This window comes from Dyella sp. A6 (assembly GCF_036320485.1).
Taxonomy (GTDB): Bacteria; Pseudomonadota; Gammaproteobacteria; order Xanthomonadales; family Rhodanobacteraceae; genus Rhodanobacter_A; species Rhodanobacter_A aluminiiresistens.
The window spans coordinates 3,489,794-3,515,556 of record NZ_CP132911.1 but is presented as its reverse complement, the minus strand read 5'-3'; the positions used below and the strand labels follow the sequence as shown (position 1 = coordinate 3,515,556).

Below are 25,763 nucleotides of genomic sequence, written 5' to 3'. Positions count from 1 at the left end.
CATATCTCCGACTAGCGTTTCGTTCGACGGCGAAACGAGTCGCCGGCATAGTGATCCATTATTCACCGGCATCGACGGCAAGACTACGATGCCCACGTCCCCGATCCACTGGAAAGCACCCCATGAGTACCTCCGAGCACCTCGATGCTGGCGCATTGACCAGCATCGCCGTGGCCCTGCTGACCTGGTCGTCGGCGTATGCCGCGATCGCCTACGCGCTGCCCTCGTTTTCGCCGGGCGAGCTGGCGCTGGCGCGGCTGTCGATCGCGTCGCTGTGCTTTGCGGTGCTGCTGCTGGTGCGGCGCACGCCGCTGCCGGCGTGGCGCGATCTGCCAAAGCTGGCGGTGCTTGGCGTGGTGGGCCTGACCGCGTACCACCTGTGCCTGAATACGGCGGAGACGCAGATCGCCGGCGGTACCGCGGCGATCATCATTTCGCTGGTGCCGGCGGCGACGGCGGCATTGTCCGCGCTGTGGCTGGGCGAGCGGCTGAGCCGGCGCACCTGGCTCGGCCTGGGCATCGCGCTGGCCGGCACCGTGCTGGTGGTGCTGGCCAGCGGTCAGCAGGTGAAAGCCGATCCGCGCGCGCTGCTGGTGCTGGGTTGCGTGCTGGCCTCGGCGATCTATTTCGTGGGGCAGAAGCCGCTGTCTGCCCGCTACGGCAGCTTGACGGTCACTGCGTTCACCTTCTTCGCCGCCACCCTGGGCACGGTACCGTTCGGCTGGCATCTGCCGTGGGCGCTGGCGGCGGCGCCGTGGTCGCGGATCGGCGCCCTGTTCTGGCTGGGCGTGGCGCCGAGCTTTGTCGGATACCTGGCATGGAATACGGCGATGCATCGCGCCAGTGCCTCGCGGGTATCCAGCTTCATCTACCTGTCGCCGCCGATCGCCATCCTGATCGGCTGGCTGTGGCTGCACGAGGTTCCCGGCCCGGGAGTGTTGCTGGGCGGTGTCGTGGTGATCGCCGGCGTGGTGCTGGCGAACGCGCGTCGTCGCGCGCGGCTGCCGGCGTCGCCGCTGCCTGATGCATGCAAGCCGTCCTGATCGATCCACTGCGGGAGATGCTGTCGTGTACACGCTTTACATCGCCAACAAGAATTACTCCTCGTGGTCGCTGCGGCCGTGGGTGCTGATGCGCGTGCTGGACATGCCGTTCGAGGAGAAGCTGGTGCCGTTCGACGGGGGCGTGGGCGCGAACTGGGATGCGTTCCGGACGTTTTCGCCCAACGGCAAGGTGCCGTGCCTGCACGATGGAGAGCTGGCGGTGTGGGACTCGCTGGCCATTGCCGAGTATCTGGCTGAGCAGCACGCCGGGGTCTGGCCGTCCGACCCGCATGCTCGGGCCTGGGCACGTTCCGCGGCCGCCGAGATGCATTCGGGCTTCGGCGCGCTGCGCAGCGACTGCACGATGAACTGCGGCATCCGCGTACGCCTTGCCGCACCCGATGATGCGGCACTGCAGGCGGACGTGACGCGCGTCGCCGAACTATGGAACGATGGTTTGTCGCGTTTCGGCGGGCCGTTCCTGGCCGGTGCGGCGTTCACTGCGGTGGATGCGTTCTACGCGCCGGTGGCGTTCCGCATCCAGACCTATGGCCTGTCGCTCGACCCGTTGTCGATGGCGTATGCGCGGCGCCTGCTCGAGCTGCCCGCGATGCGCGACTGGTACCAGGCGGCACTGGCCGAAACCTGGCGCGAGCCCGGACACGAGGCCGATGCGCGGCGCGTCGGCAGCTGGCTGGAGGACCTGCGCGCGTCCTAGACGGCTTCAGCCGAGGCGGCGGTGTTGCCAGCGGCTCAGCACCAACAGCACCAGCGCCACCGTCACGAAGGCCAGCAGCATCGCACAGGCATTCAGCAGTACCCGGGCATAGCCCAGATGTGCGACATCGAGGAACGGGTACGGATACCAGCCGTCGATCGCGCCGCGGGCCAGTGCGTAGACGAAATAGGCGGCGGGGTAGAGCAGCCATGTGCCGATCTGCGGCCAGCCCAGCGCCGCTTTCGGCACGGCCAGCCACCAGTACAGCAGGAACAGCAGCGGCATGGCCCGGTGCAGCAGCAGGTCGGCCAGCAGGGCCCAGCCGTGCGGATGCCACAGCGCATGCAGCAGCACCTGGTAGACCAGCGCCACGATCACGATGCTAATCGCTGCTGCCGTGGCGGTGCCCGGGTGTCGCAGCCAGCCACGCCGTTCCTGCGGCGCGATCGCCGCCGCGGCCAGCGTCACGGTGCAGAACAGGTTGGTCAGGATGGTGAAGTAACCCAGGCACAGCCACAGCCCGGGCAGCCAGCCGCGACCGTCCGCGGTGGTCAGTCGCGTCGACAGCAGGTATTGCAGGGTCAGCGCGAATGCACCGGTCAACGCGCTGAGGGCGGCAAGGATGCGGAGGGAAGGCCGCATGCCGCCGGGCCTCAGAGCTTGTAGGCCCGGTGAATCGCCACGATGCCGTTGCTGAGGTTGCGGACCTCGACGCGCCCGAAGCCGGCACGTTCCATCATGCCCTTCAGGGTTTCCTGGTCCGGGTGCTTGCGGATCGATTCGGCCAGATACTGGTAGCTGTCGGCGTCGCCGGCAAACAGCTGGCCGAGCTTGGGCAGTACCTTGAACGAGTGGAAGTCGTAGAGCTTGCTGAACAGCTCGCTCTGCACCTTGGAGAACTCCAGCACCAGGGCACGGCCGCCGGGCTTGAGCACGCGGCAGATGTCGGCCAGTGCCTTCTCCTTGTCGGTGACGTTGCGCAGGCCGAAGGCCATGGTCACCGCGTCGAAGCTGGCATCGGGGAAGGGCAGGCATTCGGCGTTGAGCTGGGCCCAGCGCAGACCGGCGACCAGGCCGCGGTCGGTCAGGCGGTCGCGGCCCACACCGAGCATGGCGGCGTTGATGTCGCCCACCACCACTTCGCCCTCGGTGCCGACCACCGGCTTGAGCAGCGCGGCGATGTCACCGGTGCCGCCGGCCAGATCCAGCACGCGGTCGCCGCGACGTACCCCGCTCACCGCCACGAAATGGCGCTTCCACAGGCGGTGGATGCCGAACGACATCAGGTCGTTCATCAGGTCGTAGCTACGTGCGACCGAGGTGAATACCTGGCCGACGAGCTTCTGCTTATCGCCGACGGGCACGTCGCGGAAGCCGAAATGGGTGGTCTGCTGTTCGCTCATGGGGCGCCATGCTACAGGATCGTCACGGCCATAAGCGCGGCTTATGCGCTGTATACGCAACATGAAGTGGCCTGATCGCCTGATCGGGCGTAGCGTTGCCTCACATTCCTGAATTTTCAGAGGAGGAGGCCGTCATGAAACGTTCCATCCTGGCTGTTGTGTGCGCGTTTGGTCTGCTGCTGGGTGCGGGTGCCGCCGCGGCGCCGTCCCAGGCCATCACGGCCTCCGGCGATTTTCATCAGGTACCGCACGCCGCCTACGTGCCGAGCAGCAAGCGGATCTACAAGGCGGTGTTCGCGATGACTAAGCCGAGCGCCAAGCCCGACCAGGTGAACCCGGCGCTGGAGCGCGTGGCGCGGGCGGTGAACCTGTTCGCCGCTTCGGGCGTGCCGCTCAGCCATCTGAAGTTCGTCGCCATCGCCTATGGTCCGGCGACCGCGCTGACCCTGGATGATGCCCACTACCGTGCGAAGTTCGGCGTGGCGAATCCCAACCTGCCGGTGATTGCGCAGCTGCGCAAGGCAGGTATCACGGTGGCCGTGTGCGGGCAGGCCGTGATCGAAAGCCACTTCCAGGACGCCTGGATCGCAAAGGACGTCAAGATTGCGCTGTCGGGGCTCACCACTGTCATCGGGTTGCAGCAGCAAGGCTATGCGCTGATGCCGCTGTAAGGCATTCCGGCTGACCAGGCACGACCAAGGAGACCGTCATGTCGAACCGTTCTTTCCGTTGGTGTCGCGCCTGGTTCGCCGGCGCCCTGCTTGCGGCCTGTGCCGGTGCTTACGCCGGCCAGGCCCATGATGATTACCTGCCACCGTGGAATCCGCCGCCGGCGGGCGGCGAGCACTTCAGCGTGCCGCCGGTGGATGCGATCGCCGACCTGCACGGCGATGTGGTCGATCCGCAGCTCACCGTGTTCTTCGCGGGCAACCAGTTCATGGTGGTGCACGATCTGCTGGCCGCTTTCCGCAAGGCCTACCCGCGCTATCAGCGCATCTATGTGGAGACCCTGCCGCCGGGCATCCTGGCCAGGCAGATCGAGACCGGCTCGCTGGTCATGGGCAACCTGCGCATTGCGCTGAAACCGGACATCTTCACGGCAGGCAAAGCGAGCATTGCCCAGCGGCAGAAGCATCATCACTGGTTTGCTGCCACCGCCGACTATGCGCGCAACCCGCTGGCGATCCTGGTCGCCAAGGGCAATCCCAAGCACGTCGAGGGCCTGCGCGACCTTGGCCGTGCGGATGTCCGCGTCAGCATGCCCAATCCGGCTTGGGAGGGCATCGCGCGGCAGATCGAGGCCAGCTACCGCAAGGCCGGTGGCGAGGCGCTGGTGCACACCATCATGGTCACTAAGGTGAAGGACGGCAGCACCTTCCTGACCCACATCCACCATCGCCAGTCGCCGTTGCGGGTGCTGCAGGGCAAATCCGACGCGGCGCCGGTATGGGCCACCGAGGCGTATTTCCAGCAGCACATCCTGCATCGCCCGGTGGACACCGTGACGATTCCGGCGGCGCAGAACGTAACGGCGACCTACACCGTGGCACGCATGGCCGACGCGCCCCACGCACAGGCGGCGAAGGACTTCTTCGCCTTCATGCAGTCGCCCGCCGCGCAGGCGGTGTACCGCAAGTACGGTTTCCAGGCCGTCAAGCCATGAACGCGCCGCGCCTGCTGGCCTTTGCGGCGGGCTGGGCGCTGACGGCCAGCGCCCTGGCCGGTACGCAGCCGGACGGTGCCAGCATTGCCCGGCTGGGCAATGGTCATGGCGTGGCGCCGTGTGCGGCCTGCCATAACGCCAACGGCAGCGGTCAGGCCGCTGCCGGGTTTCCGCGACTGGCTGGCCTGCCGGCGGCCTATCTGTTGAAGCAGCTCGACGATTTCGCCAGCGGAGCGCGCCGCAATGCCACCATGCAGCCGGTGGCCAGCGGCCTGAGCCCGGCCGAACGCAAGCTCATGGCGGATTACTACAGCACGCTGCCGGTGCCTGCGCCGGCAGCCCCGGCGGCGCCGATGGATGCCGCGTCGAAGGCGCTGGCCGAAACGCTGTCCACGCAGGGACGCTGGTCGAAAGGGCTGCCGGCCTGCTCGCAGTGTCACGGCCCCGGTGGCGTGGGTGTGGGCGACCACTTTCCACCGCTGGCCGGGCAGTCTGCGGTGTATATCGCCAACCAGCTGCACGCATGGCAGCACGGCACCCGCCACAACGATCCGCTGCACTTGATGAAGACGGTTGCCAGCAAGCTGGACGCGGCGGATATCGCGGCGATCAGCGCGTGGTATGCATCGCAGCCGGCGACCGGCAAGGGAGGGGCAAGTCCATGAGACAGTTGCTTCGATTGACCGCGCTGGCCGGCGCCGGGCTGCTGCTAGCGGCCTGCGACCGGAGCCACCAGGGCCAGGCCCGGCAAGGCCAGGCTCCGACCGCACATGCGCCGGCTGCATCGAGCACGTTGGCACATGCGGCTGCGGCGAACACGCGTTTCGTGCCGCCGCCCTTGTCGGCCATTCCCGACACGCCTTTCGGCAAGGAAGTGGCGCTGGGACACAGGATCTTCACCGAAACCGGCACCTATGCGTCGGCCTATGTCGGCAATCGGCTCAGCTGCGAAAACTGCCACATCGATGCGGGTCGGCTCGCCAACGCGGCGCCGATGTGGGCGGCCTACCCGGCGTTTCCCGCCTATCGCAGCAAGAACGGTCACGTGAATACCTTCGGCGAGCGCATGCAGGGCTGCTTCCGTTTCAGCATGAACGGCAAGGCGCCGCCGCTTGGCAGTCCGGTGCTGGTGGCGCTGGAAAGCTATGCCTACTGGATGTCGCAGGGCGCGCCGGAAGGCGCGTCATTGCCGGGTCGGGGCTATCCCAAGCTGCCCAAGCCGGCCATGGCGCCGGACTATGCCCGCGGCGAGCAGGTCTTCAAGAGTCATTGCGCCCTGTGCCACGGCGCTGACGGCCAGGGCCAGCAGGTGGCCGGTCGCACCGTGTTCCCGCCGCTGTGGGGGCCGCACTCGTTCAACTGGGGCGCGGGCATGCACAAAGTGAACACCGCGGCGGGCTTCATCAAGGCGAACATGCCGCTGGGTCGCGGCAACACGCTTACCGATCAGGATGCGTGGGACGTGGCCTATTTCATGGATGCCCACGAGCGTCCGCAGGACCCGCGCTTCAACGGCTCGATTCCGGCGACCCGCGCGAAATACCACCATTCGGCGCAGTCGCTGTACGGCACCGTGGTCAACGGCAAGCTGCTGGGCCAGGGTACGTCGGCGCATTGAGCTTCCGCGGCCCCGCACGACGCTACGGGGCCGCCAAGTCGTGTCAGTGCTTGCCTGCAATCTTGGCGTCGTGTTCGTGCCGTTCCGCCTCGACGTGCCGTTCGTGCAGTTCGCTGCCGGTGTTGCCGGTGCCGCTGGTTTCGGCGGGCGGCTGCTCGGGTGGCGAGGGGCGCGGCGCCTCCTTGTCGTCGCCCGCGGTGATCTTGAGGATGGAGTGGCGCATGTCGCGGGCCAGGATCACACGGGCATCGCGCACCATGTCTTCCAGCGCACTGGCGTAGTCGAGCTTGCCGTCGTCGTCGGTCCAGACCACCTTGCGTTCGCGCAGCTTCTGGATGAAGCCGCGGAACAGTGCCTTGTCGAAGAACTCCGGTGCCGACAGCTCGTTGAGCAGCGACAGACGCTGCGCCGCCAGCGTACAGGCCTTCTCCAACTCGGCGGCAGTGATTGCATGCGGACCGTGCTTGGCCAGCGCCGCGATGGCGATGTAGTAGCGCTCGAAGGCCTGGATCAGGCCGCGCGCGATGATGCGCAGCTGGAACGCGCCATCTTCCTGACCCGGGCCACGCTCCAGCACGCGGCCTTCACCGGTGGCTTCCAGCAGGCCGCGGCGCACGAAGAAGTCGATGGTGGCCTGCAGCTGTGCCACGAAGCCGTCCTCGTCCCAGGGCAGGAACAGCTCGCCCTGGATGAACGGGTAGATGATCCGGCCCAGCCGCAGTACCGAGGCGCGGGTCATGCGCCGGTTGTTGAGGAAGCAGCACGCCACCCATGCCGCGGTGGCCACCAGGTGCAGCACGTTGTTGCGGAAGTAGCTGAGCAGCACCGCGGGCTCGTCGTCGGCCACCAGCACGTCGCCCAGCGGGTGGGCAATGCGGCGGATCCAGCCCATCTGCTCGCCGTAGGCCACGATGGCGGTCGGTTCGAGCGGCGTGACGGTGACGCGGTCCGAATACGGCTGGTCTTCGAGCAGCGCCTTCATCAGCTCCAGCTGCGTCAGCAGGTCGTTCTCGGCCATCGCATGCTTGGGCGTGGCCAGCAGGGCCAGTGCAAGCAGGTTGATCGGATTGACGTCGGCGGCGCGGTTGATGTTGATGTGGATCTGCTCGGCCAGGCGATCCACCACGCCGTTGAGCCACTCGGGTCTGGCATCGGGGTCGGTGCCGGCACTGCGCCAGTCGGCGGCAGCGGCATCCAGCAGCGGGTTCAGTTCGATCGGCTCGCCGAAGTTCAGCGACACGTGGCCGTAGCGCTGGCGCAGCACCTTCAGGCCCTTGAGCAGGCCCAGCAGGGATTCCTTCTCCTTCGGCTTGCCGCTGAGTTCGCCGATGTACGACTTGCCTTCCATCAGCTTCTCGTAGCCGATGTAGACCGGCTGGAACAGCACCGGTCGGCGCGGCGCGCGCAGGAAGGCGCGCACGGTCATCAGCAGCATGCCGGCCCGTGGCGCCAGCAGGCGGCCGGTGCGCGAGCGGCCGCCCTCGATGAAGTATTCCATCGGCACGCCGCGGTCGATCAACTGCGCCACGTATTCGTTGAAGATTACCGAATACATCGCGTTGCCCTTGAAGGTGCGCCGCAGGAAGAACGCGCCGCCGCGGCGCAGGATCGGGCCGATCACCGGCAGGTTGAGGTTCACGCCCGCGGCGATGTGTGGCACCACCACGCCGGACATGTGCAGCTGATAGCTCATCAGCAGATAGTCGGCATGGCTGCGGTGGCTGGGCACGTAGATCACTTCGTGGCCGGGCGCGGCGGCGCGGGCCTTGTCGAAGTGGTGCATGGTGATGCCGTCGTACAGCTTGTTCCAGAAGTTCGACAGCAGGAACGATGCCGAGCGCACCACCGGGTGCGAATAGTCGGCGGCGATCTCCAGCACGATCTTGTGCGCGTTGCGCCAGGCCTTGGCCGGGCTGATCTTTTCCTTCGCCGCGGTGGCGGCGATGGCGGCGCGCACCGGCTCGGCATTGAGTACCGCATCGACCACGGTGCGGCGATGCGACAGGTCGGGGCCGATCACCGCTGCGCGGATGCGCCGGAAGTGGATGCGCAGCACGCGGGCGATCTTGCGGGCGAAGCGTTCGGGGCGGATATCGCCACCTTCGTCCAGTACCGCGCGCAACGACACCGGCGCGGAGAAGTGGACGACGGTGTCGCGGCCGTTCAGCAGCACCGCCAGCAGGCGGCGGAAGCGGCCTACCACCACCCAGTTTTCGGAAAACAGCACGCTGAACCAGCCCGATTCGCGGGTCGGCGCGCGGCCCACGTAGATCGACACCGGCACGATCTGGATGTCGCGCTCGGGGTCGGCCTCCAGCGAGCGGGCCAGCTGGCCCAGCGGCTCGTTCGGCGAGCGGTGGCGGTCGCGGCCCAGCAGGGCACCGTCGCGACGGGCCAGGGCAAAGACCGAGCGTCGTCGTCGCGCGCCGGTCAACGGCTGCATCGGGCTGGGCAGGCCGGCTTCGCGGCAGGCACGCTCGAGGATCAGCGCGTCCGAAAAGCCGTCGCGCTCGATCACGTAGCAGACCGGTACGCCGGGCGTCAGCAGGCTGGCCGGTTCCGCCGGTTCACGGCGGATCCGGACCCAGGGTTCGAGCAGCTGTCCGCTGAGGCGGAACCACCAGGGCACGCGGCTGCGTGCGGGGTGGTCCGCAGCGATGGTATGGGACGTCGGCATCGGTCAATTGTAGCGGTTTGGCCTTGGCGTCCGTGTTAGTGCGCCGTTGACGCGCTGGCCGGCTTGGCAGCACTGGCCGTCGGAGCCGGAGCCGCACTGCCGGCCGGTGCCGGCGTTGCGGCCGCCTTGGCCGCCGCCTCGCGCGCCAGCAGTTGCTGATGGGCCTGGCGCACTTCGTCGACCAGGGTCTGGTCATACCAGCGGCCGTTGTCGAGCATCATGTGCGTGTCGAGGGTCAGCGACTTGCCGAGCAGGGTGTAATTGATCTGCACATGCGCATGGCCGTGATCCATCGACTCGGTGGTGGCCTTGGCGGAATCCAGCACGTCGTCGACCGACAGGCCGTAGATGGCCAGCGCCTGCTTCAGGCCGTCGAAGACCTGGGCGTACTTGGCCATGGCCGCGTCGAAATCCAGCGTGCGCAGTTCGTTCGGGCTCTTCAGATCCAGCTTGCGGGCGGTGGTGACGACCACGCCGACGGCCTGTTGGGCCTTGGTCTGGTCGAACCAGGGCGCCTTCTGTGCCCATGGCAGAAGGGCGGACAGCACGTCGCTGGCTTCTTTCTTCTCGGCGTCGGTCAGGCTCTTGGCCTGGGCGATCGCGGTGCTCGCAATGGCCTGGCCGATACCTACCGCAACCGGCACCTGGTCCTTGTACTGCGTTTCCAGCCGGGTCAGTTTCGGCTGGATCTCGGCATACAACTTGGCCTTCGCACCGGGGGCGGTGAGCTGCTTCACCGTCTGCATGAAGCGGGCCTGCTCGTCCGGGCTCATCGGTGGCTGTTCTTTCGACAGCTGCTTCCAGTCGGCACGCATGCTGGCGTAGTCGGCCGGCGGCAGGGCGTGCTTCCAGAAGCCGGCGAAATTGCCTTCCTTGATCAGCTGCGCGGACTCCTGAACCATCGCCTCGGGCGTGCTGCCGCCGGAGCGGTTGGCAGGGTTCTCGTGATGGCATGCCGCCAGTGCCAGGGCGGCGGCGACAGGCAGCAGGACGCGATGCAGTGAAGGAAAGCGCATTGGAGGTATCTCGCGGCTGGGGGCGCCAGAGCGCCGGCGGGATGGCACACCCGGAACGGATGCGATGTCGCGCGCAGGGTAAGGAGGATGGCGCATAAAGAAAACCCCACGGACGGATCGTCTCGCGGGGCTCATGCCGGCAGAGCCGGAAGGGAAATGGCCTTGCCTGTGTCGCCAAGGTATGGATCGACAGGACTCGGCGGAACAAATGTTAGCGGGTCGTGAAACCTAAGGCAACACTTTATGTTTCATTCTAAAAAACATTGTTTTTATTGAATTTATTGATCGTGAAGCGCCTTGATCATGTCGCGGCGTCGCTGCTGCCGGGGCAGGCTCCAGTCGTTGTTGAACAGGGCCGGCTGCCAGCTGCCGTAGGTGGGGTTGGGCAATACGAACCAGCGCTGGCCGATCCATTTCATGTACGGCGCCATGGCCTGGGCGCGTCCGGCATCACGGTTGTCCATGATGTCGACGAAGTCGCCCAACTGGTCGCCGAACTGCATCAGCACCCGGTACTTGCGGCTGATGAGCTGACGCCGGCAACCCTTCTGGGTGCCGATCTGCTCGCAGTTCGGCACCGCGATGCCCAGCCCGAGGAAGGCATCCGGGCCGGAGACGGGGAAACCGTCCTTGCGCAGGTTGTCCAGGGTCGCCTGGTTCAGGCTTGCATCGCGGTTGGTGATGTAGATGACGGCGATGCCGTGCCTGGCCGCGAACTGGGTGAATGCCACCGCGCCGGGTAATGCACGGGCTTTGGCCTCGCGACACCAGGCGCTCCAGGTGGCTGCGTCGAATTCGGCGCCGCGCTTGATCAGGCGGACCTGGTAGGGCGAGTTGTCCAGTACGGTTTCGTCCACATCCAGCACCACGGCGGGCTTGAGGTGCCGGTTCAGCGGCACTACGCGGTCGTTCTTCGCCAGCGCATCCCAGTGCGGGTCGTGCAGTGCGGTCAGCAGTTGCGACTGGGCATCGCGGTAGGTCTCCAGGTAGACCAGGTTGTGTTCCAGCGCGGTCTGCACCCAGGCCACCGCGTCGAGGCTGTCGTCGGGCGGAGTGGTCGGCGCCGGTGCGGCAGCCGCTTTCGGTGCCAGGACCGGTGCCGCTGGAGCCGCGGGCGCGGGCAGGTGCGGAACAGGCGCGCTGGCGCAGCCGGCCAGCAACAGGGATGCGCTCAACAACGTCGGCAGGAGACGGGGCATGGTGAACCTTCGGGATGTGTCGCGGAAAGCGTTCATCATCGAAGTCTAACGTGACCATCCGATGTAACGACGCAAGGGATTCGTATGAACCTGCGACGACAGGCGTTAGCTGATGGGCTGGCCGCGCCGCCGGTTGACTGACAGACTGCAGGCGTTTCCCTGTTCTGGAGCCGGTGTGCGCATGGAATCGACTTCGTCCGTTTCTTCCCGTGTCCAGGTGGCAAGTGCCGTCCTGGCCGGCCTTGCGCTGCTGCTGGTGCTCTGGCTACATCTGCTGCCTGCGCTGTTGGCGGGGCTGCTGGTCTACGAGCTGGTGCAGTCGGCTGTACCCTTGCTTGGGCGTCGCATTTCGGGCGAGCGCGCACGCATGCTGGTGGTCGCCGCGCTGGGTATCGTGGTAACCGGCCTGCTGATCCTGCTGGCACTCGGCACCATCAGTCTGATCCGTCACGAAATCGGCAATCCCGAACAGCTGTGGCAGGACCAGCTGATGCCGCTGGTCGACAAGGCGCGCCTGCAACTGCCGGCATCTTTGACCCGCTGGTTGCCCGACAGCGTCTACGAGCTGCGGGCGATGGCGGCGGAGTTGACCCAGAAGCACGCCGGTAGTCTGCAGATGGCCGGCAAGGAGACCGCGCGAACCCTGCTCCACATCATTATCGGCCTGGTGCTGGGGGCGATGGTGGCGTTGAGCCATACGCGCACTGCACACAACGAGAAGCCGTTGGCGGCGATGCTGCGCGAGCGCAGCCTGCGCCTCGGCAACGCATTTCACGACATCGTGTTCGCGCAGATCAAGATCGCGCTGATCAACACCGTGCTGACCGCCGTGTTCCTGATCGGCGTGCTGCCCCTGCTGGGAATCCATGTGCCGCTGGCGAAGACGCTGGTGGTCGTCACCTTCATGGTCGGGCTGCTGCCGGTGATCGGCAACCTGGTTTCCAACACCGCGATCACCATCGCGGCGCTGTCGGTGTCGCTGTGGGTAGGCGTGGCTGCGCTCGGGTTCCTGGTGCTCGTCCACAAGCTGGAGTACTTCCTCAACGCCCGCATCGTGGGTACCCAGATCCGCGCCCGCGCCTGGGAGCTGCTGATGGCGATGCTGGTGCTCGAAGCCGCATTCGGGCTGAGCGGACTGATCGCCGCACCAATCTACTACGCCTACCTGAAGCGCGAGCTGGAGGCGTCGGGCCTGGCGTAGCTGGCCTGGGCCCGCGGTGCAATGCAGAACCACTGTATTAATTAGTTAGTGGGCCGTGGTGCCTATCGAGGCATTACGCGGCCGCGTGATCTTGCGATAAATGTGACTACCGTGTTAAGAACCGATTGCACGGACTTTAATCCTTCGGGGGATGTTACGGGTTCATGCACGCCGCTTCAGTTCGATAAATTGGAGTAGGGAAGTCAGTCAGCAGGTCGATCGATGGAGCCCGGTTCAAGGGCTTTGCTCATCAACTACAGGGATTTAGGGGAACAAAAATGCTGAAATCGAAGCTCACGCTGGCCGTGGTGGCGGCCTTGGCGCTTGGCTGCACATCTGCATATGCCGATGACTTGGGAATGCAGTCGACAGTCTCCACGCAACAGGATGCTTCGTCTGCCAAAGCGCAGGCAACGCAAACCAAGAAGGCAAAGAAGCTGCAGACAGTGGTCGTCACCGGCTCGCTGATTCCGCAGTCGGAGATAGAGACATCCACGCCGGTAACGACCATTACCGCCGAGGACATCAAGGCGAATGGTTTCGCGACGGTCGCCGAAGCATTGCAGCAGTCCTCGTTCGCCACCGGCAGCGTGCAGGGATCGCAGTTCACCAACTCGTTCACACCGACGGCTCAGACCCTGAGCATGTTCGGGCTACCGGTCGGCTTCGTTAAGTATCTGATCGATGGCCGGCCAATGGGGAACTTCCCGGGTCTGTACAACGGTAGCGATACCTTCAATTCGCTCAACGGCATCCCGACGGATCTTGTCGATCACATCGACATCCTTCCGGGTGGGCAGTCCTCGATCTATGGTTCGGATGCCATCGCCGGCGTGGTGAATATCGTGCTGAAGAAGCATGTCGATGCACCGGCCGTGGACCTCCGTTATGGCTGGGATTCCGATGGTGGCGGTGCCGATCGCCGCGTCTCGTTCGCGGACAGCTTCCACAAGGGGCGTTTCAACAGTCTTGTCGGCGTGCAATTCGAGAGCCAGCAGCCGATCTGGCGGCGTGACCGCTCGCTGACCCGGCAATTCAACCAGGACGGTACCGGGCCGCAGACCGCATCCCGCGATTACCTGGTGCTGGGTTACTTCAGCCATTACCTGTTCCTGGATCCGAACAACTGCTCGGGCCTCACCGGTCAGTGGTACGGCACCGAGCGCAAGCAATACCGCAAGGGCAGCGGTTATTACTGTGGAAGCATGTATACCCCCGGCTACGGCACGCTGACGACGGGCAAGAAGGAGGTGAATTTCTATACACACTCCACGTTCGATGTGAACGACAATCTGCAGCTTTACGGCGACCTGCTCTACACCTACGAGGAGCAGAAATACACCAACGGAGCCAGCACCACATGGTGGGGCAGTTCGGTCGCGGCAGCAGCAGCGGGTGGCGGTTATTTCTGGGACCCCCGCATGAACGACTTCATGCTGTTGCAGCATGCGTTCTCGCCCGAAGAAGTGGGCGGCTACAAGTCAATCATGAGCAAGGAGACCGAGAACGCCTACATGCTCACCCTGGGTGGCCGCGGTACGTTTGGCCAGTCCAACTGGGATTACGATGCTTCGTTCACGCATTCGGACGACCACTTGCTTGATCGTGACTTCCAGCGGTTCACGACACCGATGGAGACGTACTTCGCCAACCACGTGATGGGACCGATGCTGGGTACCTATTACGGGTATCCCGTCTACGAGCCGAATTACGCCGGTCTCTACAATCCCGTTTCGAACTCCGACTTCCGGAAGTTCACCGGTTACACCGATACCCGGTCGAAGACCTGGGACAATCTGGTGCGTGTGCAGTTCACCAATGATGCACTGTTCACCCTGCCGGGCGGCGACGCAGGCGTGGCGCTGGTCGCGGAGGCAGGCAACGAGGGTTGGGATATCACCCCCGATCCCCGCTTGCTGGAGAAGGTCGACTGGAATGGCACGATGGTGCCTTACGTATGGGGTACCAGTGCTACCCCTGGTGCCGGCCACCGGACCCGTTATGCGACCACCGCCGAGATGCGCCTTCCGGTGTTCAGTCAGTTGACCTTCGATATATCGGGTCGCTATGACAGCTATGGAGTGCAGAACCAGCGAATCAGTCACAAGACCTACAACATCGGTGTCGAATACCGGCCGTTCAGCAGTCTGCTGTTGCGTGCCCGATACGGTACCGCGTTCAAGGCGCCGACCCTGTCCGATGAGTTCCAGCGTCCTAGCGCGTATTACAACAGCGTTCCGGACTACCTCAACTGCGCGCGCCTGGGATACGACCCGTCCAACATCACCAGCTGTCCCTCGCCATACAACAGTGTCCAGTACAAGGGCGAGACATACGGGAATCCGGCCTTGCAGCCCATCACGGCCAAGGTCTGGACCTACGGCGTTGTATGGTCGCCGACGCCCAAGCTGTCGTTCAACGTCGACTATCTGCACTTCGGCATCAGCAACGAAGTGAACCAAGTCAGCGCCGACCAGTTGTCACTGAACGAATATCAGTGCGAAGCGGGCATTCTGGATTCGAATTCCGCGACCTGTGCCCGCGCCTTCGAATACATCACCCGGGGCCCTGGCAAGACGGCCAATGGGGTTGCTCTGCTCGGCAACATCACCAACATCACCACACTGAAGTTCAACGTGGCGAACGAAGAGGTGAACGCCATCGATGCAGGGGTGAAGTATCTGCAGGACCTGGGTTCCGCGGGGCGGCTGATGTTCAACCTGTCCTATTCGGACCTGCTGAAGCACACCTACCAGGATTACCCGACGGATCCGACGATCGACCTGCTGCGTCACCCGGGCTGGAGCACGGATTTCAGGTCGAAGGTCAACGCTTCGCTGACATGGAGTCGCGACAAGTGGTCGGCCACCCTGTATGCCAACCGCTACGGCAGCACGCCGAACTACAAGGCCTCGGTGGACGACAGCTATGCCAAGACCGGTGACGGGACGTTGGCGCCGTGGATCATCTACAACGCCAGTGTGAAGTACAACGTGCTGAAGAACCTGTCGTTGTCTTTCATGGTCAACAACCTGTTCAACAAGATGCCTCCGAAGGACGGCAGCTATCCGGGCACGACGGGTACGCCCTACAACATCTTTAACTACAACGTGTACGGACGTGCCATGTACCTGGAGGCGAACTATAAGTTCAGCAAGTAAATTCTCCTGGTGACGAAGAAGCGAAAAGCCCCGCATTCGCGGGGCTTTTCGTTGCTCACTCGATGTCGATTCCGGAGGAGCGAAGCAGATCCCTGAGCGGGTCCAGTGCATCACCGTATGCACGCCATCGCTCCAGGGCAGTGCGGTACATCGGCGAGCGCACCTGTACGGCACTGGCGGTAGCCACCGAAGACTTGTTTTCGTGGAAGCGAAGGCAGGCCGGATCCCACGGAAGATCACAGAATTCGATCAAGCGGCGCGAACACGGCTCTTGATTCTCGACCAGGTCCTCGTACTGCATTTCAAGAATCCTGCCCGGGAACATTTTGTTCCAGTAGGCCATCAACCGGTCGAAAAGCACGAAATACCTGCCGGTATCCATCAGGTTGAATGAGTAATCGAAGTACGAGGATTCGAGCGAAAAAAGCTGCCTGAAATTACTCAGGCAGGTGTCCATCGGGTTGCGTCGAAGACAGATGATTTTTGCTCTGGGCAGGGCCTGGGCGATAAAGCCGACATAGAGAAAGTTATGCGGTAGCTTGTCGATGAATCGCGGCAGATGCCCTGTCACGGGACGGGTGCTCGCCAGATAGGTCTGCCCGAGCAGTTTCATGTCGACGCCTTCAGTGCGTCGCACGGTTTCGGGGTCGACAAGGCGTCGAGAGGGGCTCTGTGCAAGAAACTTGAGCGCCATGCCGAAGTTCATCAGCTCTCCTGCCGAATAAACGGACGGGTGGCTGGAGATGATGCGCTCGACAAGTGTCGTGCCGGAGCGCGGCATGCCGATGATGAAGATGGGCTCCTCGGTCGGCAGGCCTTCGGCTGCAGTCGAAGTGGTCGGAAAGCGCTCGGTCAATGCCTCGAAAAGTTCCTCGTCCTGCTTGAACGAGTAGCGTCGATGTACGCCGCTTGCCCTCTTTCCGGCGGTCAGGTGGGACAGCGAACGGGGGTAGTCGCCGAGATCCTCCAGTTCCTTTGCCAGGGCCATGTTGAGGCAGACCATGGCTTGCCTATCGCTGTTGGGCGGCACCGAATCAACCAGCGCCAGCAGGCGTTCGACGTGGTTGCTGTCTGGCGTCTGTCGACGCAACTGGGCAAGCATGAAGTGGGCGGACCAGTGATGCGGGTCGAGAGCGATGCATTGCTCCATCGATTCTTCCGATTCCGCGATACGTCCGGCGGTCATGAGGGCGACGGCCAGGTTGTAACGATAGAGCGGAATGTGTGGCGCTGCGGCACAGGCCTTTGCGAACAGTTCGACCGCCAGCTCCCTTGCTCCAAGTCGCGTATAGACGACACCGAGCGTATCGAGCGTCACCGGATCGGAGGGCCCGAGTGCATGTGCGCGATCGGCCTCGGTGCGTGCATCGCGGTCGTGGCGAACCTGCGAGAGTGCTTTCGCGTACTGCACGGAGAAATCGCTACGGTCCGGCTCCAGCCGTGTGGCTTCGCGAAGGCACTGAAGTGCCTGAGGCATGCGTTGCAGCTCCAGGTTTGCCACCCCTGCAACATAGTGGACCGTGGATTGACGCACCCCGGCGCCGGTATTCAAGAGTTGGCCGGACAACTGCAGTGCTTCGGGCCAGGCGCGTCGGTTGAAAGCGGAGACCAGGGCATCGAGCTCCCTGGCGAGGGAATGGCCGGATGGGCCGGTGGTGGTAACGCCAGGGCCGGGCTTTCCTGCAATCGTATCGGTCACGATGGTATGTCCACTCCTGATTGGCGCAGCAGCGCGCTAAGGGGGGCCAGTTCCGCCTCGTAGCGGCGCCAGCGTCCAACGGCTTCATGATAGAGCGGCTGCCGCACCTGCAGGGCGCTTGCGGTGGCCACTGGCGTCTCGTTCCTTTCGAAAGCCAGGCAGTTGGCATCCCACGGGAGACTGCAGTGATCCAGCAACTGGCGCACCACCAGTTCCGGCTCGGCGACCAGTGACTCGTAGCGCACTTCCAGAATGCGTCCGGGCAGCACGCGTTGCCAGTGCGACATAAGGCGATCGAAGCCGACGTAGTATCGACCGATGTCCATCAGGTCGAACGAGTAGTGATAGTACGGTAGCTTCTCCGCGAACAGCTCGCGGAAATTGCTGAGACAGGTATCCAGTGGATGCCGGCGCAGGCAGATCAGCTTTGCATGTGGAAAAGCATGCGCGATGAAACCTGCGTAGAGAAAGTTTTGCGGGAACTTGTCAATGAAACGGCCTCCGTCAGCATTCTGCCCGGTCATCGCGAGGTAACGGTCGCCGATCAGTTGCCAGTCGAGGGTGTTCATGTGCGGCGTCGGATCGACTGCTCCGGCGAACGTGGGGCGCGTGCCCCAGGCCTGGCCAACTGCCATGCCGAAAGCCTGGGGTTCTCCGATCGAGCGAACCTCGGGGTGACTGGCGAGTATGCGCTCCACAAGGGTGGTGCCGGTTCTCGGCATGCCAAGAATGAATATCGGTGAACGTGCGTCGTGCGTTCGCTCGATGACGATGGGGCCGGGAAACGCCCGGATCATCGCATCGATCAGTCGAGTGTCCTGGCCGGATTCGTAGGTGATTTCTTCGCGGCTGGCGGTCTTGCCGAGAACCAGGTGGCGGAAGGCATTGGCATATCTGCCCAGGTCTTCGTATTCCTTGGCCAGTGCCAAGTTCAGGCAGATCCTGGCCAGTGGATCGTTGCCGTGCCGCTCAAGCAGGCTGGCGAGCGGGGCCACGTGATTGCTGGCGGCATCGTGTTGCTTCAAATGGGCCCGTGTCAGATGAGCCCTCCAAAAGCATGGGTCGCACTGCAAGCATGTGGTTACCGCCTGCTCTGCGGCATCGGTATCACCCAGTGCTATGAACACGGTGGCCAGGTTGTAGTGACATGCGGCCCGGTCAGGCGCAAGTCTGCACGCGGCACGATAAGCATCGGCGGCGCGTTCGAAGTGCCGGACCTGAGAGAAAACCTGCCCGAGCAGATCCAGCGTATCGGGGTCCTCGGGGCCTAGTGCATAGGCATATTCGGCGGCGGCCAATGCGTCCCGGTCCTGTCTCACCGCAGCGAGGGCTCGGGCATGTGCTGCCACGAACGATGCCTGGCGTGGCGCTAGACGGCATGCCTGCGATAGATGTTCCAGGGCCGATCGGTAGTGCTGCAACTCAAGGGCGGCTACGCCACGGAGGTATCTCGCGGACGGATGTTGTGGCTGCATCCGGAGAATGGTGTCCGTCGTCACGGCGAGACGATCCCATTCACGATGCATCAGTGCGTGACCGGCAACCTGCAGAAGCCGATGGATTTCCTGCGGGCTCATCGCGAATGTTCCGAGTCGGCGCGGATCGACATGGATCTATACACGATGGCCACGATGCATGTCATGTATTGAGCAGAGCCATGATCTTGGCCATGTGCGACTCGGCGGTTTCGCGTGCGACTTCCTTGTCGGCTTCGGGGTCCTTGCCTTGCCAGTGCAGGTCGTCCTGAGGCAGTTCCTGCAGGAAGCGGCTGGGCTGGTTGGCGTGGATCTCGCCGTAGCGCCGGGTGCGCGCGGACCAGGAAAGGGTCAGCACTTCCTTGGCGCGGGTGATGCCCACGTACATCAGGCGGCGTTCCTCGTCGATGCGGCCCTCGTCGATGGCGCCATCGTGCGGCAGCGTGCCGTCCTCGCAGCCGACGATGAAGACGAAGCGGAACTCCAGGCCCTTGGCGGCATGCAGGGTCATCATGCGCACGGCGTTGCCGGGATCGTCGCGGTCGGCATGGCTGAGCAGCGCCAGCTGCGAGGCGAGGTCGCCGGTGCTGTTGCCGTCCTTCTGCATGGCGCGGAACCAGTCGGTCAGTTCGCGCAGGTTGCCCAGCTTGCGTTCGCGCACGCTGACGTCGGGCGTGGCGGCGGCCAGTTGCGCCGCATATCCGGTGCGCTTGAGCACGCGTTCGACCAGGTCGGCCGCGGACTCATGCAGCGATGCGCTGCGGAGTTCGTCGATCAGTTCGGCGAAGCTGGCCAGCGCGGCGGCGGGGCGCGGGCTGAGCTGGCGCAGCACGCCATCGCTGCGGGTGGCTTCCAGCAGCGAGCAGTGCCGCGACTGGGCGAACTGGCCGAGCTTTTCCAGCGTGGTGGCGCCGATCTCGCGCTTGGGCACGTTGACCACCCGCAGGAAGGCGGCGTCGTCGCTGGGGTTGGTCAGCAGGCGCAGGTAGCACAGCAGGTCCTTCACTTCGGCGCGGTCGAGAAAGGACAGTGCGCCGGTGAGGTGGTAGGGCACGCGCGCCAGCCGCAGCGCCTTTTCCAGCGGACGTGCCTGGAAGTTGCCGCGATAGAGGATGGCGATGTCGTGCCAGCGGACCTTGTGCTTTTCGGCGAGCGTGGTGGCGATGGATGCGACCTTTTCGGCCTCGTGTTCGGCATCCTTGCACTCCAGCACGCGGATCGGAGCGCCTTCGGGGTGTTCGCTCCACAGTTTCTTTTCGTGCAGATGCGGGTTGTTGGCGATCAGCCTGTTGGCGGCGCGCAGGATGCGCTTGCCGCAACGGTAGTTCTGTTCCAGCTTGATCACGCGCAGTTCGGGCCAGTCGCGGCCGAGCTGGTCGATGTTTTCCGGGTTGGCGCCACGCCAGGCGTAGATGGACTGATCGTCGTCGCCCACGCAGGTGATACGGCCGCGTTCGCCGGCCAGCACACGCAGCAGGCGGTACTGCGCATCGTTGGTGTCCTGGTATTCGTCCACCAGCAGATAGCGCAGGCGTTCGCGCCAGATATCGCGGCACTCGGTATCGCTTTCTAAAATGCGCAGTGGCAGCCGGATCAGGTCGTCGAAATCCACCGCGTTGAAGGCGGCCAGGCGCTGCTGGTAGAGGTCGTAGAGGGTTGCCGCCTCCAGTTCCTTCGGGCTGCGCGCGGCGGCCAGTGCCTCTTCCGGCGAGAGGCCGGCGTTCTTGGCACGGCTGAGCAGGTTGCGGATGCCCCACAGCACGTCCGGCTTGGCACCCTTGGGCGCCAGCTCCTTGACGATGCCCTCGCTGTCGTCCGCATCCAGCACCGAGAAGCCGCGGCGCAGGCCGGCGCGTTCGTGTTCGATCTGCAGAAACTTCAGGCCCAGCGCGTGAAAGGTGCAGACGGTGAGTGCCGCGGCATCTTCGGTGCTGATCAGCTTGCCCACGCGCTCGCGCATCTCGCGCGCGGCCTTGTTGGTGAAGGTGATCGCAGCGATCTTCGACGCCGGCAGCTTCCGCCGCTGGATCAGGTAGGCAATCTTCTGGGTGATCACGCTGGTCTTGCCCGAGCCGGCGCCGGCGAGCACCAGCAACGGCGTATCGCAATGTTCGACGGCGGCCAATTGTTGCGGATTGAGCATGGGTCGAAGCCGGACGTAAGGCGGCGGGTGATGGTAACAGAGCCACGGAAGATGCCGGCTGGGCCATAATCGACCCGCGACCTTGCCAGGCTGGCGGCGTTATTCAGGGAGAGAACCGATGGATCGAAAGGATGCGCCGCACGTGGCGACGTACGATGTGGCGGTGATCGGCGGCGGTCCCGCCGGCAGCACCGTGGCCACCCTGCTGGCCCGCCAGGGACGCCAGGTGGTCATGCTGGAAAAGGCCCGGCACCCGCGCTTCCATATCGGCGAATCGCTGCTGCCGATGAACCTGCCGGTCTTCGAGCGGCTCGGCGTGCTGGACAAGGTGCGTGCGCTGGGCGTGTACAAGGCCGGCGCCGATTTCGAGGCGGACAACCCGCAGGGCTATCACACCTACGCGTTCAGCGAGGTGGTCGGACACAGCCCGCCGCATGCCTTCCAGGTACCGCGTCAGGACTTCGACCAGATACTGTTCGAGCATGCCCGCGAAAACGGTGTGGACGCGTATGAGGGGCACGAGGTGCGCGCAGTCGAGCAGGTCGGTGTGCGCGAATCATGGCTGGATATCCGCGACGAGCAGGGTGACGGTTACCGGGTCAGGGCACGCTACGTGGTGGACGCCAGCGGTCGCGACACCTTCCTCGCCGGCCGGCGTCGGCTCAAGCGCCGCAATGCCCATCACCAGAGCGCTGCGATCTTCGGGCATTTCCGGGGTGCGGTACGGCGCGAGGGCGTGGATGCGGGCAACATCAGCATCTACAGCTTCGCGCACGGCTGGATGTGGATGATTCCGTTGCCCGGCGATGTGATGAGCGTGGGCGCCGTATGCGCGCCGGACCACCTGAGGCAGCGCAGCGGCAACATCAAGGACTTCCTGCTGGCCACCCTGCGCACAAGTCCGGCGCTCTGGCAGCGCCTCGAACAGGCCGAACTGATCGATGACCGGGTGCACGCCACCGGCAATTACGCCTACGACGCGGCCTGCATGGGCGGGCCGGGCTGGGTGCTGGTCGGCGATGCGTTCGCCTTTCTCGATCCGGTGTTCTCCTCGGGCGTGTACCTGGCGATGAGCGGCGCCGAGCGCGCGGCGGCGATGATCGATGCGTCGCTGCGTGCGCCACGTCGCGAGAAGCGCCTGCTGCGTGCACTGGAACGAAAGCAGCGGCGCGGCATGCGTCGTTTCGCGTTCTTCATCTACCGCTTCAACGGGCCGGCCATGCAGTGGTTGTTCCGCCATCCCAGTCGGCGCTTCAGGCTGGAACAGGGCGTCACTTCCATGCTGGCCGGCGACGTGTTCGACAGCTTCGCCGTGTGGTGGCGCATCCAGCTGTTCCGGCTGATCTACCTGGTCTGCGTGCTGCACGATCGCCAGGGCTGGCGAGCCGACCGGCGCCGCCGTCTGGCACAGGCCGGCGAGCGTTTCGACGACGATCCGGACGATGCCTGAAGCCGCCTGCGGGCCGGAGACGGTACCATGGCCGGTCCGAACCGGAATGCGCCATGGCCAAGCTCTATTTCTATTACTCGGCAATGAATGCCGGCAAGACCACCACCTTGCTGCAGAGCGCCTACAACTATCACGAGCGTGGCATGCGCACGCTGATCCTCACGCCCGCGCTGGACGACCGCTATGGCGCGGGCGTGGTAGCGTCGCGCATCGGCCTCAAGGCGGACGCGCGACGTTTCGCCGGCGCTGACGACCTGCTGGCGCTGGTCGAGGCGGACATCGCCGCGCACGGCCCGCTGCACTGCGTGCTGGTGGACGAGGCGCAGTTCCTGACCCGGGCGCAGGTGTGGCAGCTTGGCGATGTGGTGGACCGGCTCGGCATTCCGGTGCTGGCCTACGGCCTGCGCACCGACTTCCGCGGCGAGCTGTTCGAAGGCAGCCGTTACTTGCTGGCCTGGGCCGACAACCTGGAAGAGATCAAGACGATCTGCCATTCCGGCCGCAAGGCCACCATGGTGGTGCGGGTGGACGAGCAGGGGCGCGCCGTCACGGACGGGCCGCAGGTTGAGATCGGCGGCAACGACCGTTATGTCTCGGTGAGCCGGGCCGAGTTCAAGAAGATCACCGAAGGACGCGGTCGCATCGAGCTGCAGCAGGCCGTGCTGCCGCTGAGCGGCCGCGATGACGGCTCCGCCCCGGTCTGAGCGCAAGCTGCCAGGGCCCCTGCCACGGCGGCATTCTTCAACCAAGGAACGTATCCCCATGAGTACCCGGACCCCTCTTACCGCCTGGCAGCGCCCGCATTGGCAGGCCAGTGACGAGCAGATCGTCCTGCAGTTCTACGTGTTCGGAAAATTCGAGACGGTGCGTGTGCCCTCGGACGCCTACGGCAGTGCCGGGCTGCCGGCCGGCGTGGAACTGACCAGCCATCACCACGCGGCGCTGCGCCAGTGGGAAGGCTATCCGCTCAAGGGTGAGCTTGGACGCATGTTCAAGGATGATGCGCCCGAGGCCTACAGACAGGCCGTGGACGCGCCCGAAGTGCTGGTCGTGCGCGGGACCCTGGCAGACCAGGGCGACACCGGCTACCTGCGCGACACGCTGGGTGTGCTGGCCGGCCTGCTCGATATCGGCGGCGTGGCGATTCTCGACCCGCAGATTCTCACCCTGTTCGATGCCGAGGAATGGCGGAGCCGTTACCTGGTGAAAGGCGGCGCACCGATCCGCAACCATCTGCTGATCCTGCGCGACGACGATACCGGCCTTGGGCGCAGCTGGATCCATACCCGCGGGATGCGCAAGTTCGGTCGTCCCGACATCAGCCTGCACGGCGTGCCCGTCGCCAAGCTCGACCGCGCCGGTGCGGTGTGCCTGCAACTGGCCGAGCTGCAGGCGCTGGGCGGGCGCCTTGGCGATGGTCAGTCGATCGACGTCGACGGCCTGCCCGGTGGCCTGGTGGCGCACCTCGGTGGCGGCATGGACGACCCGCAGTTCAACAACACCCGCGTGGCCTTCGACTGGCCGGCGTGATGGCCTGGAACGAGAAGGGCGACACCGCAGTGCCGCCCTTCTCGTGTGTCGCTGTCGGCGTAGCCGACCGGGATCAGCCCGCCGTGATGAAGCGCTGGGCGTCGTCCATGAAGGCCTTGTCGCCGAAACCGCCCTCGTGCGAGCCGAACGGCATCTGTGCGCGCAGCTTCCACGATGCCGGTACATTCCAGGCAGCGCGCACCGAGTCGTCCACCACCGGGTTGTAGTGCTGCAGGCTGGCGCCGATGCCGGCCTCGGTCAGGGCCAGCCACACGGCGAACTGCGCCATGCCGCCAGCCTGCTCCGACCACACCGGGAAGTTGTCGGCGTACAGCGCGAACTTCTCCTGCAGGTCCTGCACCACGTCCTGGTCTTCGTAGAACAGCACGGTGCCGGCACCGGCGGCGAAGCTGTCGAGCTTGGCGGCAGTCGGGGCGAAGGCCTCGGCCGGCACGATCTTGCGTAGCGCCTCCTTGGTCAGCTCCCAGAACTTCACGCTCTCGTCGCCGAACAGGATCACCGCGCGCGAGCTCTGCGAGTTGAACGACGACGGCGTGTGCTTGATGGCTTCCTTGATCAGGCCGGTCAGGGCTGCCTTGTCCAGCGGAAGGGTCTTGCCCAGTGCGTACTGGGTGCGGCGTTTCTTGAGCGATTCGATAAGGGTGCTGCTCATGGCGAAATCCTCGGGCGAATAGGGGGGGGGCGGCCTTCGAATCGCGCGGTTCCGGTCCGCAATGTGCGCATCCGGGAAACAGGGGGTTTGCCGGTTGTCGCGCTTCCGATGGTCCGGCGATGTCGCAAGGACATCGCTGCAGGCACGGGCCCGTGCGATTCACAGCAACCATGTTAGGCAGCGCGGGCGCCTTGGGTAGCCGGTAATCCGTGGTTACTCCGTTTCCCCCGGGAAACGACGTGGCGCCGTCAGCGCTGGCAGCGGGGGCACCAGAAGGTGGAGCGTTGCCCCAGCACGACCTGGCGGATGGGCGTGCCGCAGGTGCGACAGGGCTCGCCGGCGCGGCCGTAGACCATCAGTTCGCGGAAGAAGTAACCCGGCGCGCCGTCCGGGTTCAGGAAATCGCGCAGGGTGGTGCCGCCACGCTCGATGGCCCAGGCGAGGATGCGCTTCACCTCGGCGGCCAGCCGCGCGTAGCGCACGCGCGACACCTTGCCGGCCGGGCGGCGGGGATCGATGCCGGCAGCGAACAGGGCTTCGCTGGCGTAGATGTTGCCCACGCCCACCACCACGGCGTTGTCCATCAGGAACAGCTTCACCGCGGCACTGCGCCCGTGTGACAGATGCCACAGCAGGTCGCCGTCGAAGGCATCGGTCAGCGGTTCGGGCCCCAGGCCGGCGAGCAGTGCGTGCGTCGCGCCAGGCGGCTGCCACAGCAGGCAGCCGAAGCGGCGCGGGTCGGTGAAGCGCAGCACCCGCGGCCCTTCGCTGGCCGTCCGTTCCAGTGCGATGTCGACATGGTCGTGCTTGCCGACGGGGGCGTCGGGCGGCAGCACGCGCAACATGCCGCTCATGCCCAGGTGCAGCAGCGCGCTGCCCGCGACGGTGTGCAGCAGCAGGTATTTCGCCCGGCGTTCCACCGCATCGATGCGCTGGCCGGGCAGGATGTCGGCGATTTCGCGCGGGATCGGCCAGCGCAGATCGCCGCGGCGCAGGGTCACCGCGGTGACGCGTCGGCCGATCAGGTGCGGCGCGATGCCGCGGCGGGTGGTTTCGACTTCGGGAAGTTCGGGCACGGGACGATTATCGCCGCA

22 protein-coding genes are annotated in these 25,763 nt (G+C 65.0%); 12 read left to right on the top strand and 10 right to left on the bottom strand.

The window, feature by feature from the left end; all coding sequences use genetic code 11:
* Positions 1 to 122 precede the first annotated feature (122 nt).
* Together RA164_RS15665 and RA164_RS15660 are read left to right on the top strand one after the other, a co-directional pair.
* On the top strand, positions 123 to 1,043 hold the full coding sequence (locus RA164_RS15665; RefSeq protein ID WP_329741769.1) for a DMT family transporter: 921 nt from the start codon (positions 123 to 125) through the stop codon (positions 1,041 to 1,043).
* A gap of 25 nt (positions 1,044 to 1,068) precedes the next feature.
* Positions 1,069 to 1,761, top strand: coding sequence for a glutathione S-transferase family protein (locus RA164_RS15660; protein WP_329741768.1), 693 nt, complete (start codon positions 1,069 to 1,071; stop codon positions 1,759 to 1,761).
* Positions 1,762 to 1,767: 6 nt separating this feature from the next.
* Here the strand turns inward: RA164_RS15660 and RA164_RS15655 are convergent, their stop codons facing one another.
* Positions 1,768 to 2,403: a Pr6Pr family membrane protein gene (locus tag RA164_RS15655; RefSeq protein ID WP_329741767.1), complete on the bottom strand. Its 636-nt coding sequence runs from the start codon at positions 2,401 to 2,403 to the stop codon at positions 1,768 to 1,770.
* An 11-nt stretch (positions 2,404 to 2,414) separates the two neighbouring features.
* On the bottom strand, positions 2,415 to 3,164 hold the full coding sequence (gene ubiE / locus RA164_RS15650) for a bifunctional demethylmenaquinone methyltransferase/2-methoxy-6-polyprenyl-1,4-benzoquinol methylase UbiE (protein WP_329741766.1): 750 nt from the start codon (positions 3,162 to 3,164) through the stop codon (positions 2,415 to 2,417).
* 134 nt (positions 3,165 to 3,298) lie between these two features.
* Between ubiE and RA164_RS15645 the strand changes: the two genes are divergently transcribed.
* From RA164_RS15645 to RA164_RS15630, 4 genes are read left to right on the top strand one after another with little or no spacing between them, the layout of a single operon-like run.
* Entirely contained in the window at positions 3,299 to 3,835 is a 537-nt protein-coding gene (locus RA164_RS15645; protein WP_329741765.1) for a DsrE family protein, read from the top strand.
* A gap of 38 nt (positions 3,836 to 3,873) precedes the next feature.
* Positions 3,874 to 4,827 carry a substrate-binding domain-containing protein gene (locus tag RA164_RS15640; RefSeq protein ID WP_329741764.1) on the top strand — a complete coding sequence of 318 codons (954 nt, stop codon included), beginning with the start codon at positions 3,874 to 3,876 and terminating at the stop codon, positions 4,825 to 4,827.
* Complete coding sequence (locus tag RA164_RS15635; RefSeq protein ID WP_329741763.1) at positions 4,824 to 5,492, top strand: c-type cytochrome; 669 nt, start codon at positions 4,824 to 4,826, stop codon at positions 5,490 to 5,492. Before RA164_RS15640 ends, RA164_RS15635 begins: the two co-directional genes overlap by 4 nt.
* A complete protein-coding gene (locus tag RA164_RS15630) occupies positions 5,489 to 6,445 on the top strand; it encodes a c-type cytochrome (protein WP_329741762.1) in 957 nt (318 codons plus the stop codon). The genes RA164_RS15635 and RA164_RS15630 overlap by 4 nt, the downstream gene beginning before the upstream one ends.
* Before the next feature lie 43 nt (positions 6,446 to 6,488).
* Here RA164_RS15630 and plsB read toward each other — a convergent pair whose 3' ends face one another.
* The 3 genes from plsB to RA164_RS15615 all read right to left on the bottom strand — a co-directional run bounded on the left by plsB (position 6,489) and on the right by RA164_RS15615 (position 11,337).
* The gene (plsB, locus tag RA164_RS15625; RefSeq protein WP_329741761.1) at positions 6,489 to 9,122 is read right to left on the bottom strand and encodes a glycerol-3-phosphate 1-O-acyltransferase PlsB; all 2,634 of its coding nucleotides are present in this window, start codon (positions 9,120 to 9,122) and stop codon (positions 6,489 to 6,491) included.
* A 35-nt stretch (positions 9,123 to 9,157) separates the two neighbouring features.
* Positions 9,158 to 10,138, bottom strand: coding sequence for a hypothetical protein (locus tag RA164_RS15620; protein WP_329741760.1), 981 nt, complete (start codon positions 10,136 to 10,138; stop codon positions 9,158 to 9,160).
* Positions 10,139 to 10,416: 278 nt separating this feature from the next.
* Positions 10,417 to 11,337, bottom strand: coding sequence for a 5'-nucleotidase, lipoprotein e(P4) family (locus tag RA164_RS15615; protein WP_329741759.1), 921 nt, complete (start codon positions 11,335 to 11,337; stop codon positions 10,417 to 10,419).
* A gap of 181 nt (positions 11,338 to 11,518) precedes the next feature.
* On the opposite strand from RA164_RS15615, the gene RA164_RS15610 reads away from it, so the two are divergent.
* Together RA164_RS15610 and RA164_RS15605 are read left to right on the top strand one after the other, a co-directional pair.
* A complete protein-coding gene (locus RA164_RS15610; protein WP_329741758.1) occupies positions 11,519 to 12,538 on the top strand; it encodes an AI-2E family transporter in 1,020 nt (339 codons plus the stop codon).
* Positions 12,539 to 12,816: 278 nt separating this feature from the next.
* Entirely contained in the window at positions 12,817 to 15,699 is a 2,883-nt protein-coding gene (locus tag RA164_RS15605) for a TonB-dependent receptor domain-containing protein (protein WP_329741757.1), read from the top strand.
* Positions 15,700 to 15,754: 55 nt separating this feature from the next.
* Here the strand turns inward: RA164_RS15605 and RA164_RS15600 are convergent, their stop codons facing one another.
* Together RA164_RS15600 and RA164_RS15595 are read right to left on the bottom strand one after the other, a co-directional pair.
* Positions 15,755 to 17,398, bottom strand: coding sequence for a tetratricopeptide repeat-containing sulfotransferase family protein (locus RA164_RS15600; protein WP_329741756.1), 1,644 nt, complete (start codon positions 17,396 to 17,398; stop codon positions 15,755 to 15,757).
* Positions 17,395 to 18,873, bottom strand: coding sequence for a tetratricopeptide repeat-containing sulfotransferase family protein (locus tag RA164_RS15595; RefSeq protein WP_412731115.1), 1,479 nt, complete (start codon positions 18,871 to 18,873; stop codon positions 17,395 to 17,397). The genes RA164_RS15600 and RA164_RS15595 overlap by 4 nt, the downstream gene beginning before the upstream one ends.
* Between RA164_RS15595 and RA164_RS15590 the strand changes: the two genes are divergently transcribed.
* Positions 18,811 to 19,047, top strand: a complete 237-nt coding sequence (locus tag RA164_RS15590) for a hypothetical protein (RefSeq protein WP_329741754.1) — start codon at positions 18,811 to 18,813, stop codon at positions 19,045 to 19,047. The genes RA164_RS15595 and RA164_RS15590 overlap by 63 nt on opposite strands.
* On the opposite strand, the gene RA164_RS15585 is transcribed toward RA164_RS15590, so the two are convergent.
* Entirely contained in the window at positions 19,037 to 21,016 is a 1,980-nt protein-coding gene (locus tag RA164_RS15585; protein WP_329741753.1) for a UvrD-helicase domain-containing protein, read from the bottom strand. The two genes, RA164_RS15590 and RA164_RS15585, sit on opposite strands and share 11 nt — an antisense overlap.
* A 118-nt stretch (positions 21,017 to 21,134) precedes the next feature.
* On the opposite strand from RA164_RS15585, the gene RA164_RS15580 reads away from it, so the two are divergent.
* Genes RA164_RS15580 through RA164_RS15570 form a run of 3 tightly spaced genes read left to right on the top strand, consistent with a single transcriptional unit; the run spans position 21,135 to position 23,996 of the window.
* Complete coding sequence (locus tag RA164_RS15580; RefSeq protein WP_412731048.1) at positions 21,135 to 22,466, top strand: NAD(P)/FAD-dependent oxidoreductase; 1,332 nt, start codon at positions 21,135 to 21,137, stop codon at positions 22,464 to 22,466.
* 53 nt (positions 22,467 to 22,519) lie between these two features.
* On the top strand, positions 22,520 to 23,170 hold the full coding sequence (locus tag RA164_RS15575; protein WP_329741751.1) for a thymidine kinase: 651 nt from the start codon (positions 22,520 to 22,522) through the stop codon (positions 23,168 to 23,170).
* Between the two features lie 58 nt (positions 23,171 to 23,228).
* Entirely contained in the window at positions 23,229 to 23,996 is a 768-nt protein-coding gene (locus tag RA164_RS15570; RefSeq protein ID WP_329741750.1) for a hypothetical protein, read from the top strand.
* Between the two features lie 73 nt (positions 23,997 to 24,069).
* On the opposite strand, the gene RA164_RS15565 is transcribed toward RA164_RS15570, so the two are convergent.
* Both RA164_RS15565 and mutM read right to left on the bottom strand, forming a co-directional pair.
* On the bottom strand, positions 24,070 to 24,669 hold the full coding sequence (locus RA164_RS15565; RefSeq protein ID WP_329741749.1) for a nitroreductase family protein: 600 nt from the start codon (positions 24,667 to 24,669) through the stop codon (positions 24,070 to 24,072).
* A gap of 248 nt (positions 24,670 to 24,917) precedes the next feature.
* Positions 24,918 to 25,745: a bifunctional DNA-formamidopyrimidine glycosylase/DNA-(apurinic or apyrimidinic site) lyase gene (gene mutM, locus RA164_RS15560; protein WP_329741748.1), complete on the bottom strand. Its 828-nt coding sequence runs from the start codon at positions 25,743 to 25,745 to the stop codon at positions 24,918 to 24,920.
* Positions 25,746 to 25,763 lie beyond the last annotated feature (18 nt).